8 protein-coding genes are annotated in these 15,004 nt (G+C 71.0%); 4 read left to right on the top strand and 4 right to left on the bottom strand.

Annotated elements, in window-relative coordinates; genetic code table 11:
- Positions 1–93: 93 nt before the first annotated feature.
- A complete protein-coding gene (locus tag CRT23_RS09765) occupies positions 94–4,212 on the bottom strand; it encodes a hypothetical protein (protein ID WP_103709529.1) in 4,119 nt (1,372 codons plus the stop codon).
- 412 nt (positions 4,213–4,624) lie between these two features.
- Positions 4,625–5,434 carry a GntR family transcriptional regulator gene (locus CRT23_RS09760; RefSeq protein WP_082512907.1) on the bottom strand — a complete coding sequence of 270 codons (810 nt, stop codon included), beginning with the start codon at positions 5,432–5,434 and terminating at the stop codon, positions 4,625–4,627.
- A gap of 53 nt (positions 5,435–5,487) precedes the next feature.
- Here CRT23_RS09760 and CRT23_RS09755 point away from each other — a divergent pair, with 53 nt between their 5' ends.
- Positions 5,488–6,501 (top strand): PfkB family carbohydrate kinase, encoded by a 1,014-nt coding sequence (locus CRT23_RS09755; protein WP_103709528.1) that lies wholly within the window; start codon positions 5,488–5,490, stop codon positions 6,499–6,501.
- On the opposite strand, the gene CRT23_RS09750 is transcribed toward CRT23_RS09755, so the two are convergent.
- Entirely contained in the window at positions 6,476–7,555 is a 1,080-nt protein-coding gene (locus tag CRT23_RS09750) for a hypothetical protein (protein ID WP_103709527.1), read from the bottom strand. The two genes, CRT23_RS09755 and CRT23_RS09750, sit on opposite strands and share 26 nt — an antisense overlap.
- Before the next feature lie 335 nt (positions 7,556–7,890).
- On the opposite strand from CRT23_RS09750, the gene CRT23_RS09745 reads away from it, so the two are divergent.
- From CRT23_RS09745 to CRT23_RS09735, 3 genes are all read left to right on the top strand, one after another.
- Positions 7,891–8,094, top strand: a complete 204-nt coding sequence (locus tag CRT23_RS09745) for a hypothetical protein (RefSeq protein ID WP_103709526.1) — start codon at positions 7,891–7,893, stop codon at positions 8,092–8,094.
- Between the two features lie 19 nt (positions 8,095–8,113).
- A complete protein-coding gene (locus CRT23_RS09740; RefSeq protein WP_103709525.1) occupies positions 8,114–8,932 on the top strand; it encodes a LysE family transporter in 819 nt (272 codons plus the stop codon).
- 147 nt (positions 8,933–9,079) lie between these two features.
- Positions 9,080–10,414: a glycosyltransferase family 87 protein gene (locus CRT23_RS09735; protein WP_245436097.1), complete on the top strand. Its 1,335-nt coding sequence runs from the start codon at positions 9,080–9,082 to the stop codon at positions 10,412–10,414.
- 693 nt (positions 10,415–11,107) lie between these two features.
- Here the strand turns inward: CRT23_RS09735 and CRT23_RS09730 are convergent.
- On the bottom strand, positions 11,108–14,830 hold the full coding sequence (locus tag CRT23_RS09730) for a heparin lyase I family protein (protein WP_103709523.1): 3,723 nt from the start codon (positions 14,828–14,830) through the stop codon (positions 11,108–11,110).
- Between the last annotated feature and the right edge of the window lie 174 nt (positions 14,831–15,004).

Below are 15,004 nucleotides of genomic sequence, written 5' to 3'. Positions count from 1 at the left end.
GAGCCGCGCGAGCGGCCCGAGCTCTCCGACTGCCCCCCGGCCCCGAACCGCCGCCGCGGGCGCGGCCGGGAATCTCCCGGCCGCCCGAGGCCGTCAGCCCAAGGGGGAACGGCCCTCGATCGCGCCGAACTGCAGGTAGTGCAGCATCGGGTCCATCTGCGCGGCGCCGACGTCCGGGTTGGCCGCCTCGTACGCGTTGGTGTGGAAGCTGGCGGAGGGATCGCGCCCTTCCTTCCAGCCGAACTCGTGATAATGCGCCAGCGGATCCATGTTGGCCGCGGCGACGTCCGCGTAGGCGTTCAGGTACGCCTGGGTGTCGAAGATCGCATTCGGGTTGCGGCCCTCGTGCCAGCCGTTGGTCTCGTAGTGCTGGTACGCGAAGGCGAAGCTGTCCCCGCCGGCCTTGAGCGCCGCCTGGGCGACGTCGCGGTTGGACAGCAGATAGTATTCCGCGTCGAAGCCCGGATGCGTGTTCAGGTCGGTGGCGCGGCCCACGGCGTCGTAGGTCTCGCGTCCCTCGGCCTGACCGAAAGCGAGGTAGTGGGTCAGGGGATTCATGCCGTCCGCCTTCACGTCGGGATTCCGGGCGAGGTAGAGCTCGTTGTCGAAGCTCGACGACGGATCGCGGCCCTCTTTCCAGCCCTGGGTCTCGTAATGCGTCAGGGGATTCACCTTGGCGGCCGCGACATCCGCATTGGCCGCCAGGTAGCCCGTGGTGGAGAACGCGGCGTTCGGATCGCGGCCCTCCTGCCAGCCGAACTGGGCGTAGTGCGTGTCGGCATCTATGCCGTCCCGCCAGACGTCCTTGTTGCTCCCGTAGTAGAACAGGTCGTCGACCAGCGGGCTCGCATCGTTCTCGACGATGGTCCCATCGGTGAACCTGATCTCGTAGATCCCGGTGACGTCGTGGGACAGCCCGTTCGGATCGATGAGGAACGCGCGTCCCTCGTCCATCCGGACCTGCGAGGCGTCGAAGGCGAAGTTGAACGTGACGGAGTTGCGCGATCCCACGTCGATGATCGCCCCGATCGTCTCGGTGGCGCGCCCGTCATGGCTCAGGCCATCGGTGTAGGACGCAGCGATGGTGAGCGACTTGCCGCCATCCTGGTAGCCGGGCGTATAGACACCGGTGGTGTTCGTCTCGACCACGATCCCGTCGAGCGTGAAGTCGTAGGCCACGCTGCCGGCGGCCGGGTCGCCATCCGCGTCCGTCACCCGGGCGGTGAGCATCTGTCCCTCGACGGCCTTGCCCTCGCTGAGGCCGGCCAGGACCAGGCTGCCGGCCCGGTCCCCGTCCGCCACGCTCCCGCCCGCGGCCGCCACCACGCCGTCATGCCCCTGGGCATCGGTGTAGCTGGCGATCACGGAGAGGACCTTGCCGCCATCGGCGTAGCCGAGGGTGTACTGGCCGGACGTGTTGGTCTCGACCGTGCTGCCGTCGAGCTGGAAGGCGTAGCGCACGCCCCCCGGTGCCGGGACCCCGTCGGGGTCGGACAGGCTGGCGCTGACGGTCTTGCCCTCCACCACCAGGCCCGACACGAGCAGGCTGCCGTCCCGGTCCACGTCCGTGACGCTGCCCCCCGCGGCTGCCACCACGCTGTCATGGCCCTGCGCATCGCTGTAGCTGGCGATCACGGAGAGGACCTTGCCGCCATCGGCGTAGTCGAGGGTGTACTGGCCGCTGGCATTGGTCTCGACGGTGGCGCCGTCGAGTTGGAAGGCATAGCTCGCCCCTCCCGGCGCCGGGGTGCCGTCGGGATCCGACAGGCTGGCGCTGACGGTCTGGCCCTCCGCCACCAGGCCGGACAGGAGCAGGCTGCCGGCCCGATCCACGTCCGTGACGCTGCCGCCCGCGGCCGAAGCGATGTCCGCGTGGCCCTGCGCATCGGTGTAGCTGGCGACCACAGCGAGCAGCTTGCCGGAATCGGCGTAGCCGAGGGTGTACTGGCCGGAAGTATTCGTCTCGACCGTGCTGCCGTCGAGTTGGAAGGCGTAAGTCACGCCCCCCGGCGCCGGAGTCCCATCGGGATCCGACAGGCTGGCGCTGACGGTCTGGCCTTCCACCATCGGGCCCGAGAGCAAGAGGCTGCCGGCGCGGTCCACGTCCGTGACGCTGCCACCCGCGGTCGAGGCGATGTCCGCGTGGCCCTGTCCATCGGTGAAGCTCGCGACCACCGCAAGCAGCTTGCCGGCATCGGCGTAGCCGAGGGTGTACTGGCCGGAGGTGTTGGTCTCGACGGTGCTGCCGTCGAGCTGGAAGGCGTAAGTCACGCTCCCCGGCGCCGGAGGCCCATCGGGGTCCGACAGGCTGGCGCTGACCGTCTCGCCCTCCGCGACGAGGCCCGACAGCAGGACGCTGCCGGCCCGGTTCGCGTCCGTGACGGTGCCGCCCGCGGCCGCGACCACGCCGTCATGCCCCTGAGCATCCGTGTAGCTGGCAACCACCGCGAGGACCTTGCCGGCCTCGCCATAGCCGAGCGTGTACTGGCCGGAGGTGTTGGTCTCGACCGTGCTGCCGTCGAGCTGGAAGGCGTAGCGCACGGCGCCGGGTGCCGGGACCCCGTCGGGATCCGACAGGACGGCACTGACGGTCTGGCCCTCGGCCATCGACCTCACCAGGATCAGGCTGCCGGCGCGATCCACGTCCGTGACGGTGCTGCCTGCGGCCGAGGCGATGTCCGCGTGCCCTTGCGCATCGGTGTAGCTCGCGACCACCGAGGGGGCCTTGCCGCCGTCGCCGTAGCCAAGGGTGTACTGGCCGGAGGTGTTGGTCTCGACCGTGCTGCCGTCGAGCTGGAAGGCGTAGCTCACGCCGCCGGCGGCCGGGACCCCGTCGGGATCCGACAGGCTGGCGCTGACGGTCTGGCCTTCCACCATCGGTCCCGAGAGCAGGAGGCTGCCGGCGCGGTCCACGTCCGTGACGGCGCCACCCGCGGCCGAGGCGATGCCGGCATGGCCCTGCCCATCGGTGTAGCTCGCGACCACCGCGAGCAGCTTGCCGGCATCCGCATAGCCGAGCGTGTACTGGCCGGAGGTGTTGGTCTCGACGGTGCTGCCGTCGAGCCGGAAGGCGTAGCTCACGCCCCCCGGCGCCGGGGTGCCGTCGGGATCCGACAGGCTGGCGCTGACCGTCTCGCCTTCCGCGATGAGGCCCGAGAGCAGGACGCTGCCGGCGCGATCCACGTCCGTGACGCTGCCCCCCGTGGCCGAGGCAACGCCGGCATGGCTCTGCCCATCGGTGTAGCTCGCGACCACGGACAGGGCCTTGCCGGCATCGGCGTAGCCCAAGGTGTACTGGCCGGAGGTATTCGTCTCGACCGTGCTGCCGTCGAGCTGGAAGGCGTAGCGCACGCTCCCCGCGGCCGGGACCCCGTCGGGGTCCGACAGGCTGGCGCTGACCGTCTCGCCTTCCGCCACCGAGCCCGACAGGAGCAGGCTGCCGGCCCGGTCCACGTCCATGACGGTGCCGGCCGAGGCGGAGGCCGTGTCCGCATGCCCGAGGGCGTCGGTGTAGGTGGCCGTGACGGCGATGATCTTGCCGCTGTCGCCGTAGGTCGGCGTGTAGCTGTTGGACGCGGTCGCCTGCAGCACCTGATTCGTGACGATATCCAGGAAAGTGTAGAGCACCGTCCCACCGGGCATCAGGCCATCGGCATCGCTGAGGGTCGCCACGATGGGCGTGCCTTCGGTCGCATCGCCGTTGGTCAGGCCGGACAGGGTCAGGTCCCCGGGCTGATTGGTCTCTGCGATCGTGTAGGGGCCTGCCGCGTAATCGCCGGGAATGAAGACCGCGTTGTTGACGTCCGCGAGGACGTTCAGGCTGATCGGCCCACCGATCTGCGCGGTCGGAAGGCTGAATTCCAGCACCGTGCGATCGGCATTGTAGGCGTAGGCGAGGGGTATGCCAGAGACGAGGTTCCCCCCATCGGCCCCCGTATAGAGATAGGGTTTCCCGTCCGGCGCGATGTTGATGTTGAAATCGTAGCCGCCGTAGAGGCCGAAGAGTGTGTATCCGGTCGCCGCGCTGGCATCGGTGTCGAGCCAGAGCGTGGTGTAGGTCCCGATCGCGGTTCCGGCGGGGGCCGTGATGGCGAAGGATGCCACGCCGCCCTGGATGTGCCCGTAGAGGCCGTAATCCGTCGGCCCGCTGCCGACAGGATTGAGACGATCGGAAGGCGCCCATTCACCGAGATTACCGTCCATCGTATACATGGCGTCCCTGTCTCCCTGCGACAGAAAAGATACGAACGACGACGACCACAGCGTATCTATCGACGCGAACAGGTCCTGATGCGCGCTTCAGAGGAGCCAGATGAGTGGCAGTAAAGATCAGGGCTCCAGAACAACCATTCGCGATTAGACGATAACGCTGCCGTTTTTGCGTTTATTTTTACGTACCTCAGCAGGACAACGAGGAAAATCAAACCTTTGGTTCTTTGAATAACGAAAAATGATTAGAGACTTCGGGCGGGCACGGGCGGATGATCCACGCCGCGGCGGCGCGGATTCGGCGCAGGCGCCAGCGCGGCCCGCCGCGTCCGGCGGATCGCTGCGGGCGGCTCGGGGCTCGGCTCCGGAGCGGCGCCGGCGTGCCGATCCGGGCACGGCCGCGCGGATTCGCGCCTCAGGTGCTCAGGTTCAGGCGGTAGCGGTACGCGTCGCCGCGGAACAGGCCCTCGACATACTCGATCATCACCGAGTCGCCGTTGTAGCTGTGGCGCTTGATCAGCAGGCAGGGGAGGGGCTGGGCGAAGGCGAAGATCTCGCATTCGGCCGCATTCGGCATCGTCGCCTCCACGGTCTGCTCGCAGCGCACGAGGCGGCCGCCCGGGTGCTCGGCCAGGAAGGCGTAGACCGAGCCGGAGAGGTCGCCGGTCTCCAGGGCGGGCACGGCCCGGAGGTTGTACCAGGCCACCTCCCGGGACATCGGCACGCCGTCGCCGGAGCGCACGCGGGTCAGCCGCAGGAACGGGGCCGTGGAGGGCAGGCCGAAGATCGAGGCGATCGAGCGGTCCTCGGTGACCGCCCGCTCCAGGATGCGGGAGGAGGGGATCTTGCCGAGCTCCCGCATCTCCTCGGTGAAGCCCTTGAGGCGGTCCATGCCCGGGCGCACCGGCTCGGGGCGGTGGCGCACGAGGAAGCCCGAGCGCCCGCGGGGGACGAGCAGATCCTCGTCGCTGAGCTCGGCATAGGCGCGCTGGACCGTGACGCGGCTGACCCCCAGACTGTCGGCCAGTTGCCGTTCGGCCGGCAGGATGACGCCCGGCGGCAGCGAGCCCGACAGGATCAGCTCGCGCAGCTGGCCCTCGATCTGCCGGTAGAGCGGCATGGCGGTGTCGCCGCGCAGCCGCAGCAGGGACAGCACCGAGGGGCGATCACCGGCCGCGAGATCCGGCGCGACATCGCCGTGTATCGTCCGATTTCTAGGGCGCACGTCCGACCGACCTCCGGTAGGGATGCTTATATCGGATCAGCCCGGGGTGCTCCATGCGGGTCTTCGTCATCGGCAGCTTCGTGATCGCCTGCTCGGTCAAGGTCGCACGGCTGCCGCAGGCGGGCGAATCCCTCGCGGGCTCGGCCTTCCGCGCCGAGCCCGGCGGCAAGGGCTTCAACCTCGCCCTGGCCGCGCACCGGCTCGGCGTCCGGGTGGACGGGCTCTTCGCCGTCGGCGAGGACGTGTTCTCCCCGGTGGTCCGGTCGACCTTCGCGCAGGTGGGCTTTCCCGACACGATGCTGGTGCCGCGTGCGGGCTCGACCGGGGCCGGCGTCGCCTTCGTCGATCCGGCGGGGGAGAACTGCCTCGCGGTCTGCCTCGGGGCCAACCTCGCCCTGACGGCGGCGGATGTCCGGGCCGCCGCCGCCCGCGTCGAAGACGCCGACCTCGTGGCGGCGACCTTCGAATCCCCGGATGCGCCCATCCGCGAGGCCTTCGCCCTGGCCCGGGGGCAGGGGCGGCCCACCCTGCTCAACCCGTCGCCGATGCGCCCCCTCGACCCCGCGATCCTGGCCGACACCACGATCCTCGTGGTCAACGGGATCGAGGCGGCGGAACTCGGCCTCGGCGCGGCCGAGACTCTGGAAGCCATCCGGACCGGGACGCGCGCCCCGACGCCGGCCATCGCCGCCCTCCTCGACGGCGGCCCGGCCTGCCTCGTGGTGACCCTGGGGGAGCGCGGCGCGATCGCGTTCCGCCCCGGCCTGCCGCCCCTGCGCCAGCCGGCCTTCGCGGTGACGGCGATCGATACGGTCGGGGCAGGGGACGCCTTCGCGGCCGGCCTGATGGCGGCCCTGCTGGCGAAGGCCCCCCTCGATGCCGCCCTGCGGCGCGCGGCGGCCTGCGGGGCGCTGGCCACCGGTCAGTTCGGAGCCTTCGACGCCTTCCCGACCGCCGCCGCCCTGGACGCCTTCCTCGAAGCCTTCCCGGACGCCTTCCCGGACGCCGTCGGGCCGGACGGCGCCTCCCCCGGTGCCGGCCTCAGCACGGGACCGACGGCCCGCTGAACAGCGAGAGCGAGGCGACGATACTGAGGAGTTCCGCCTGCCGCTTGGTCCCCGTCTTGTTGAAGATCGAGGTGAGCTGGGTCCGCACCGTGCTGGTCTGCACGCCGACGCTCTCCGCATAGGTCTGCAGGCGCAGGCCCCCGGCCAGGGCCTGGAGCAGGCGCGCCTCCGCCGGGGTCAGGTCGAAAAGCAGGTGGAGGAGGCCGTCATCCGGCGCCGCCCGGACGCCGACCTCCACCAGGATGAGCAGCACCGCCGAGGCGTCGAAGACGTCGCCGGGGTGCCGGTCGAAGCGCAGGATATGGGCGATGTGGGCGCGGTGGTCGGCGTAGCTGCGCACCGGCATGGTCTGGGCCGTGCGCCGGCCGGCGACCACGTTGGCGATCGCGTCCTGCAGAAGCTTGCTGTTGGCCAGGCTCTTGAACAGCAGGCCGCCGTGCTGGCCCGAGGGCAGGACCTCGTCCCGCTCCTGCAGGCGGGCATTCATGGTCAGGACCCGGCCCGAGGCCGACAGGACCGCCGCCGGCAGCCCGATCCGGCTAAGGGCCGTGGTGGTGGTACGGGCGCGCTCGGAGCCGAATTGCGCGCTGAGCTGGCAGGCGCGGACGAGATGCGGCCGCAGGGCATCGAGGCGCGGCAGGAGGCCGGCCTCGTGCGGACCCGCCTCGGCCCGGCGCTCGGCCGTGACGATGGCCACGTCGCCGGTGGGGAGGGGGATCGTCGTGCCCACCTGCCAGAACGGTTCGTCGACCCGGCAGGCCCGGCCGTCATAGGAGCCCGGCAGCAGGTCGACGTCGCGGACGAAGCTGCCATGGGCGAGGGCGCGCCACTGCGCCGTGCGCCCGCTGCCGCGCCCGGTCGCGGCGTCGGTGTGATGCCGCAGGCGGCGCTCGAGGGCGGGGGAGGCGATCCAGCGCGGCGTGCCCGCGGGCGGCAGCACCATGAGCACGCCGCCATCGGAATGCGCGGTCTCTCCGAAGCATTGGAGCACGTCCGGCCAAAGTTCCGGCGTGCCGGCCGCCTCGTAGATCCGGTCGATTAGAGCTTCCCGCACCGGCCCGCCCCATCAGTGATCTGTCTGATCTTGATAAGACCAATATCAGTCCAAAACCAGCAGCGGTATCCTCCGAATGGGGGATGTCGCTGGCCCGACGGGGGCACGGGGACGTCGGCGGCGCCCTCCGTACAGGGCCGAGGCGATGGCGGGCGGGATCCGGCCGGCGTCCGGAACGGCGGCAAGCCCCTGGTAGGACAGGCCTTTCCCGATGAGACGCGCGCGCCGTGCGGGGTCCGCGGCGACCGGAGCGGCGGCGGCCACGCCATCCGCCGTCCGGTGGATGCCTGGCCTCCCGGCCTGCCTAGACTATCGGTGTTTCGGAGGATCCAGCCATGAAGATCTTATGCGCCGGCGTTATCATCATCCTGTCCTGCACGGTGACCTGGGCGGACGAACTCAACGACTTGCCCGATCTCGCCTGCGCCCAGGCCTCCTCGGCCCTGGAGCGGGCTCAGATCGGGTGCCCGGAGGCGAGCCGCACCCCCGTCGCGCCCCGCGCGGACCTCGTCCCCCTCGACCGCGCGGAGGACGATTAGGCGCCCCGCCGCGGGCGCCATGGGCGTCCTCGTCACGGCCCTGCTGACCGGCGCGAGCCTGGGTCTGTCCATCGCCGCCCCCATCGGCCCGACGAGCCTGCTCTGCATCCAGCGCACGCTCGCGGGCGGCCTGCCCACCGGCCTCGCCACCGGGCTCGGCGTCGCGACGGTCCACCTGACCTACGGAACCCTGGCGACAGGCTGGGGCGCCGGCTTGCCGGCGGCCTGGTCGAACGCGGCCCTGCCCTCCCTCGTCTCGGGGGCGGTGCTGCTGGCCGTCGCCATCCGGGTCCTGCGCCGCGTCGCGGTCCTGGGCCTGCCGGGCGCGGGGCACCGCAGCCTGGTGGCCAGCTACGGCAGCGCCATCGGGCTCGCCCTGGCGAACCCGATCACCCCCGTCCTGTTCCTGGCCGCCCTGCCGGCCCTGCCGGTCCCGGGCAGCGCCCCGCTCCCGCTCCTGGCGGCGGGCGTGTTCCTGGGGTCGTTCGGCTGGTGGATCACCCTCAACACGGCGGTCGCGCTGTTCCGGCGCGGCCTGACCAGTTGCACCCTGAACCGGGTGAACCGGGCCGCGGGCCTCCTCCTCGCCGTCCTGGCGGTGAGCCTCATGGCCAGAGGTCTGGCCACGGGTCTGGCTACGGGTCCGGCCAGCGGCACGGCCGGCGTTTCGGCGGCCGGCCTGGATCGGGCCTCGTCCTGCGCGCGCGGGCCGGGGCCGCGCGATCCGGAGCCGGCGGCAGGCCCCGCGCGTCATCGGCCGGTCCCGGTCCCCGGCGGACCGGACGCCGACCGTCCGCGCGACGACGTCGCGTCGGACACGTTCGACACGTCGGATTGACCGCGTTCCCAGGGGCAGGGCGCGGTTTGTTAAGCGCTTCCGGCCTTACTGGTCGGGGCGGACGCAGCCTCCGGCCGCCCGGGCCGTGGCCGTCCGCGCGGCCCCCGGTCCCCCGGGGCGTGCCTGGTGCGTGGGATCCGAATGGCCATGACGGGACGGCGCAGAGCCGCAGTTTCGCCCCTCGGCGCAGGTCGGGCCGAGTTCGCGGCCCTGGTGGGCTCCGATGCGCGCCTGCTCGCCTTCGCCCGGCGCGCCGCCCTCATCCTCGTGCCGCTGACCCTCGGCATCGTCGCCGTGCTGTACGGCACCGGCCCCACGCCGCGGCGCAACTGGCAGGGCGACGGGCTCGGCGTGGATTTCAGCCAGATCTGGGTCGCCGGCCGCGCGGCGCTGGAGGGCCGCGCCGGGGAGCCCTACGACCTACCGGTGCATCTCGCGAACCTCAAGGCCGCGTTCGGGCCGGATTGCCGCTTCGCCTGGCACTACCCGCCGGTGTTCCTGCTGCCGGCCGCCGCCCTGGCGGTGTGGGAGCCGCAAGCCGCCTTCTGGCTCTGGACCGCTTTGTCCGTCGGCGTGTTCGCCTTCGCGATGCGGATCGCGGCCGGGCACCGCGACGGCGCCTGGATCGCGCTCGCGCATCCGCTCGTCTTCTGCACGCTCGTCTACGGCCAGAACGGCCTGTTCACCGCCGGGTTCCTGACGCTGGGCGCGGCCTGGGTGGACCGGCGCCCCTGGCTGGCGGGGCTGTGCTTCGGGCTGCTCTGCTACAAGCCGCACTTCGCCGTGCTGGCGCCGCTCCTGCTCCTGGCCACGGGCCGCCGGGCCTGCCTGGGCGCCTGCCTCGCCACCATGCTCGCCCTGGTCGCCGCCTCGCTGGCGGCGTTCGGCCCGGCCGCCTGGATCGGCTTCCTGCAGACCCTCGGCACCACGAACCAGATCATCCTCCGGGACGCCGGGGCGGGCCTCGACATCAACGTCAGTGCGTTCGGCGCGGTGCGGCTCGCGGGCGGCGCGATGGCCGCCGCCTGGGCCTTCCAGGGCCTCGTCGCCCTGGCCGCGCTGGCCCTCGCCCTCCGGAGCTGGCGCGGGCAGACGCCGGCGCCCCTGCGTTCCGCCGCCCTGCTCGCCGCGGTGCCGCTGCTCTCGCCCTACGTGCCGGTCTACGACCTCGCGCCCCTGGTGCCCGCGACCCTGTTCCTCGTCCTGGCGGCCCGGGAGGCCGGGGGCCTGGGCTGGCCGGAGCGGGCCCTCCTGTGTGCCACGCCCCTGTTCGCCCTGCCGCGGGTCGTCGCCGACCTGACGAGCCTGCCCCTCGGGCTCGGGCTGGCCCTGGCCGTGCTCGCCTGCGTTGCCCTCCGGGTGATCCGGCCCGACGCGGCCGCGACGCGCCCCGGTCCGTGGACGGCTCCGCGGCCGGGCGACATCGCACACTTGGAACACTTGGGACACTTGCAACGCCTGGAGCCGACGCGCAGGGCGTGAGACCCGAACGACCCATCCCCCGGACCCGCCCGAGGCGGGACCGTGCCGCAGCGCCTGGCCTCCCCCGGCCGGACACCGGCGGGCCCGCTCCAGCCGTCCGGCCCTGTCGCCGGGCTCGTGGCCACGGAAGGCGTCGGTCGGGTCGGGTTGGGTCGGGTCCGTCCGGGGCGCGGCGGTCCCTCCCGTGTTCCGCCTGGATCCGGCGCGATCGTCCCGGACGCCGGCGCGGGCGATGGCCGGGACGATGGCGGATGTTCGCGGGTGGGCGTGCGCCGCGAGAGACGATCCGCTCCGGGACGGGCAGCGCGCGGGGCGCTCGATCCGCGAGCGCGCGATCCGTCCACGCCTGGCGCGGGTGGCGGCGGTCCGGGCACCGGCCCGTAAGCCGCATGTGCGGAGAGCCGCGAGCACTCCCGAGCGCACGCTTCGGGGCGCATCCCCGGCCGGGACCGCCGCGGCCTGCGCCGACATCCGGGGATCGCCGGCTCTGGAGGGGGTCCGCGCGTCGGAGCGGCGCGGTCCGCTGGCCGTGATTCCTTGCGCGGCCTTGGTCCCCGGCGCAGGCTGGGCGCCGAGGGCGTCGGGGAGGGCAACGGCATTCGGCCCGCCCCTGGGCCGGGCGGGCCGTCTGGTTCGGGGCCGGAGGCCGGGCAGGCCGGCCTTCGGATAGGCCCTGAGCCCGGCCGCAGCGCCTCAGACGATGTGGAAGTCGTTCATCACGAGCTGGTCCTTCTGGACACCGAGAAGCGTCACGGTGTCGTGGGCGATCGTGGTCAGCACCACGTCGTTGCCGACGTCCCGCGCCGACCAGATCGGGTTGTCGTGCTGGAAGGCGCCCGCATCGAACTGGAGCACGTCGTGCAGCGAGCCCGTGCCGGCGTTGAAGCCCGAGATCGTGTCGTGGCCGAACCCGCCCTTGAAGACGAAGGTGTCGGCGCCGGCGCTGGTGAAGTGGTCGTCCGACGGGGAGGACCCCACCGTCACGCCGCGGGCCAGGACCGTCACGTCGTGACTGCCGTCGCGGTGCATCGCATCGGCGTAGAGGGTGCGCCCGGCGGCGTCGAAGGCCGTCCCCAGCGAGGCGTGCGTCGCGTCCTGCGGCGTGAAGTCGAACACCATCTTGGCGATCGACGCGCCGGGCGCGTACTTGATGATCTGCTCGTCCAGCACGCCGCCGACGTAGCTCTCCGTGGTCGTCGAGCCGTCGGCGCCGGTCTTGAGCGTCGAGACGAGGTGCCCGTCGGCGTCGGTCCGCTCGATCGCGACGAGCTTCCCGGCCGCATCGTAGGACGCGTGGGTGGCGGTGTAGGCGAGACCCTTGAGGCCGTACTGGAACACCTCCTTGCCGAGGACGTCGCCCGGGGCATGGGTGACCGTCTGCGACGTGACCGCCGCGCCGTCATAGACCGTCGCCACCGCCGACTTGTCGGCGTGGACCTCGGTGACCGCGGTGACGTGGCCGGCGGCGTCGACCGTGACGGTCTTCGCGCTGCCGTCGGTGCCGGCGACGGTGGTCGAGGCCAGGACGCCCTTGGCGTCGAAGGAGCGCGTCGTCGTGGTGCCGTCGGCGTCGCGCACCGCCTGGTAGTCCAGGGTGCCGTCGGCGTGGCTGCGGGTCGAGAGCACGAGATTTCTGGCCTTGTCGTAGCCCTGGTAGGTCTCGACGTAGCTCTTCCCGGTGACCCCGTACTGGTGCACTTCGCGGGCATAGGCCGCGTCGGCCCCGCTGTGGACGACCACTTCCTTGGTGAGGCTGCCGTCCTTGTAGGAGCGCGTCACCACGTCCTGCAGGGTGCCGGCGGCATCGTAGGACGAGACGGTCTGGTTGTCGGGCGTGCCGCTCTTCACTTCGAAGCTGTAGCCGTCCCCCTTGATCGCCTTGAAGGCGGCGCCGTAGCGCTCGACGTACTGGGCCACGCGCCCGGCCGGCACGGTGAGGACATGGCTGTCCGTGAGCCAGACGCCGGCCAGCCCGGCCGTGGCGCCGATCGTCCCGATCTGCTTCACGAACTCCGCGCTGGTCATGACGAAGGCGGAGATGCTGTCGGAGGTCTGGCTCATGAGGCCGGCCTCGGTGAGGGTCGAGGCGCTGAGCTTGTGCGGACCGGCCGCGAGGCCGGCCGTCTTGAAGCTGTAGGTGCCGTTGGCCGCGGCCGTCGTCGTGCCGATGAGCTGACCGTTGTCGTAGATCATCACGGCCGAGCCCGCGAGGGCCTCGCCCTTCAGCACCGCCACCAGGGCCCCGCCGACCATCTGGGTCGCCGCCGTCGGCGCCGGGCCCATCACGGGGCCGAGGCCCGCATGGGCGCCGCCCTGCACCATGGCCAGGGTCGGCGCCGGCTCGCTGCCGAGGCCGAGGGCCGGGGCGAACTTGGTGTCGACCCAGGTGTCGGCCACGTATTCGAGCTTCGTCTGCTTGCCCGAGGCATCGTACCAGCGGTGGATGCTGCCGTAGGTCTTGCCGGAGATCCCGAAGTCCCAGGCCTCCTTGGTGCCGTCGGCGTGGGTGATGACCTCCCGGGTCTGCACGCCGCCGACAAAGGTCTTCACGTCGTTCGACTTGTCGGCCAGCACGATCTTCTCGGAGGCGAGACGCTGGGCGGTGTCGTAGATGCGGGTGCGGGTCGAGCCGTCCGTGGCCAGCCAGGTGATGGTGTCGAACGAGCCGTCCGCTCGGGTCTTGAACTCGGTCAGGAGCTGGTTCGTGGCCGAGTAGCTCTGGTGCAGGGTGACGTAGGACTGCCCGGCGATGTTGTAGGTAAAGTTCTCCTTCATGACCAGGCTGCCGGCGGCGTGGGTCACGAACTCGTTCGTCAGGACACCGTTGGTGAAGACCTGCGTGTCGGTCGACTTGTCGGCGTAGGTGGTGGTCTTGTTCGTGACATCGCCGGCGGTGTTGTAGTTGCTGACCACCGTGACGCCGTCGCTGCCGGCGAGATTGGTGGACTTGAGCTTGCCGGCGGCGTCGTAGACCTTGGTCAGCGTTCCGCTGGTATCGACCTTGGACCAGTAGTCCGGGGTCCCGTCCGCGTGGCTGCGGGTCGTGAGCACGACGTTCCCGGCCTTGTCGTAGGCCTGGTAGATGGTGGTGTAGCTCTTGCCGGTGATGCCGTACTGGTAGATCTCCTTCGCGTAGCTGGCCGCATCGCTCGCATCGACGAAGGTCTCGCGCAGGAGAACCCCGTCCTTGGTCAGGGCCGTGTAGCTGCTGACCAGCGTGCCGCCGGCGTCGTAGCGCGACAGGGTCCGGTTGTCGGCCGTGCCGCTCCAGAACTGGAACTGGTATCCGCCGTCGATCTTGGCGAGCACATCCTTGTCGAGGGCGTTCATGCTCTGCATCTGGGCGAGCGAGGACACCGTGAAGACGTGCTTGTCCGTCAGGTAGACGCCCGCCAGGTCCGCCTTGGCCGCGATCGCATCGATGCGCCCGAGGATGTCCGCCGAGGTGCCGACCTCGACCACGACCTCCGCCGACACCTTGCTCAGGTGGCCCGCGGCGTCGGTGGCGGTGGCGGTGAAGACGTTGCTGCCCGCGGTGACGCCCGCGACGTTGATGACGTAGGTCCCGTCGGCGCCGCTGACGCCCTGGGCGACGAGCTGTGAACCGTCGTAGATCTTGATGATCGCGCCGGCCGGCGCGCTGCCCTTGAAGGTGGCGCCGACGGTCCCGTCCTTGGCCACGGCGCCGGTGACGAGGGCGAGGGTCGGCGCCGCCGCCGCCGCGACATAGGCCGCGCCCGCCTTGGGCATGTCGACCATGTCGCCGATGTTGATCTGCAGGTCGGAATAGGTGGCGGCGATCGTCTCGGCGGCGGGCGAGCGGTAGATGCCCTCCTTCCAGTAGACGCCCTTGGTGTCGGCGTAGCCCATCGGGCCGGTGTAGTCGGCGATGACCTGGCCGTCGCGCACGACCACGAGCCGGCCGGCGCCGGTGGGGTCGAACACCGCCTTGATGTCGATGTCGTAGGTGTGGCCGCGCTGGATGTCCTGGGTGTCGAGGTAGACCGCCTTCTCGACGATGGTCCCGCTGGCGTCGCGATAGCGCACCATCACGGACATCTTCTCGCCGACCATGTTGATCGACATGCCGGGAGGCGCGCCGGCCTGGCCGTCGGTGGCATCCTGGATCAGCTGGCCGAAGGCGAGCCAGCCCTTGGCGGTGTTCGCCGCGCCGGGCTCCAGGGTGAACTTGTAGGCGATCTCGGCCGGAACGCCCTGCTTGATCAGCTCGCGGCTGGACACCTCGGAGCGCTCGGCGCCGTTCCGCTGCTTGTCGTACCAGTTGCTGTCGCCCGAGCGGACCTCGAAGCGCAGCGTGTTGTTGTCGGTGGAGGTCAACGCGTAGGAGGCGTTGGTGTCGTAGGAGTAGCCCGAACCGGCATTGAGCACGTCGTAAACGTCGTTGCCGAGCCCCATCAGATAATAGATCCGGCTGCCTCCTTCCAATCCTTCGCGTCGACAATGACCGCGCCCATCCCGTCCTCGCACCCTGATCTGAATTGACCTGATGCAAGCGTTGTATCCGTCGAGTTAATACATTCTATTCCCCTCAGTAGCGCAATTCTTGTGTTTGATTTGAAATTTCATTTA

Origin of the sequence: Methylobacterium sp. V23, assembly GCF_002917135.1 — a bacterium.
In the GTDB taxonomy this organism is placed as follows: Bacteria; Pseudomonadota; Alphaproteobacteria; order Rhizobiales; family Beijerinckiaceae; genus Methylobacterium.
Note: the sequence above shows the minus strand (reverse complement) of the source record. Positions and strands in the feature narration are given on the sequence as shown.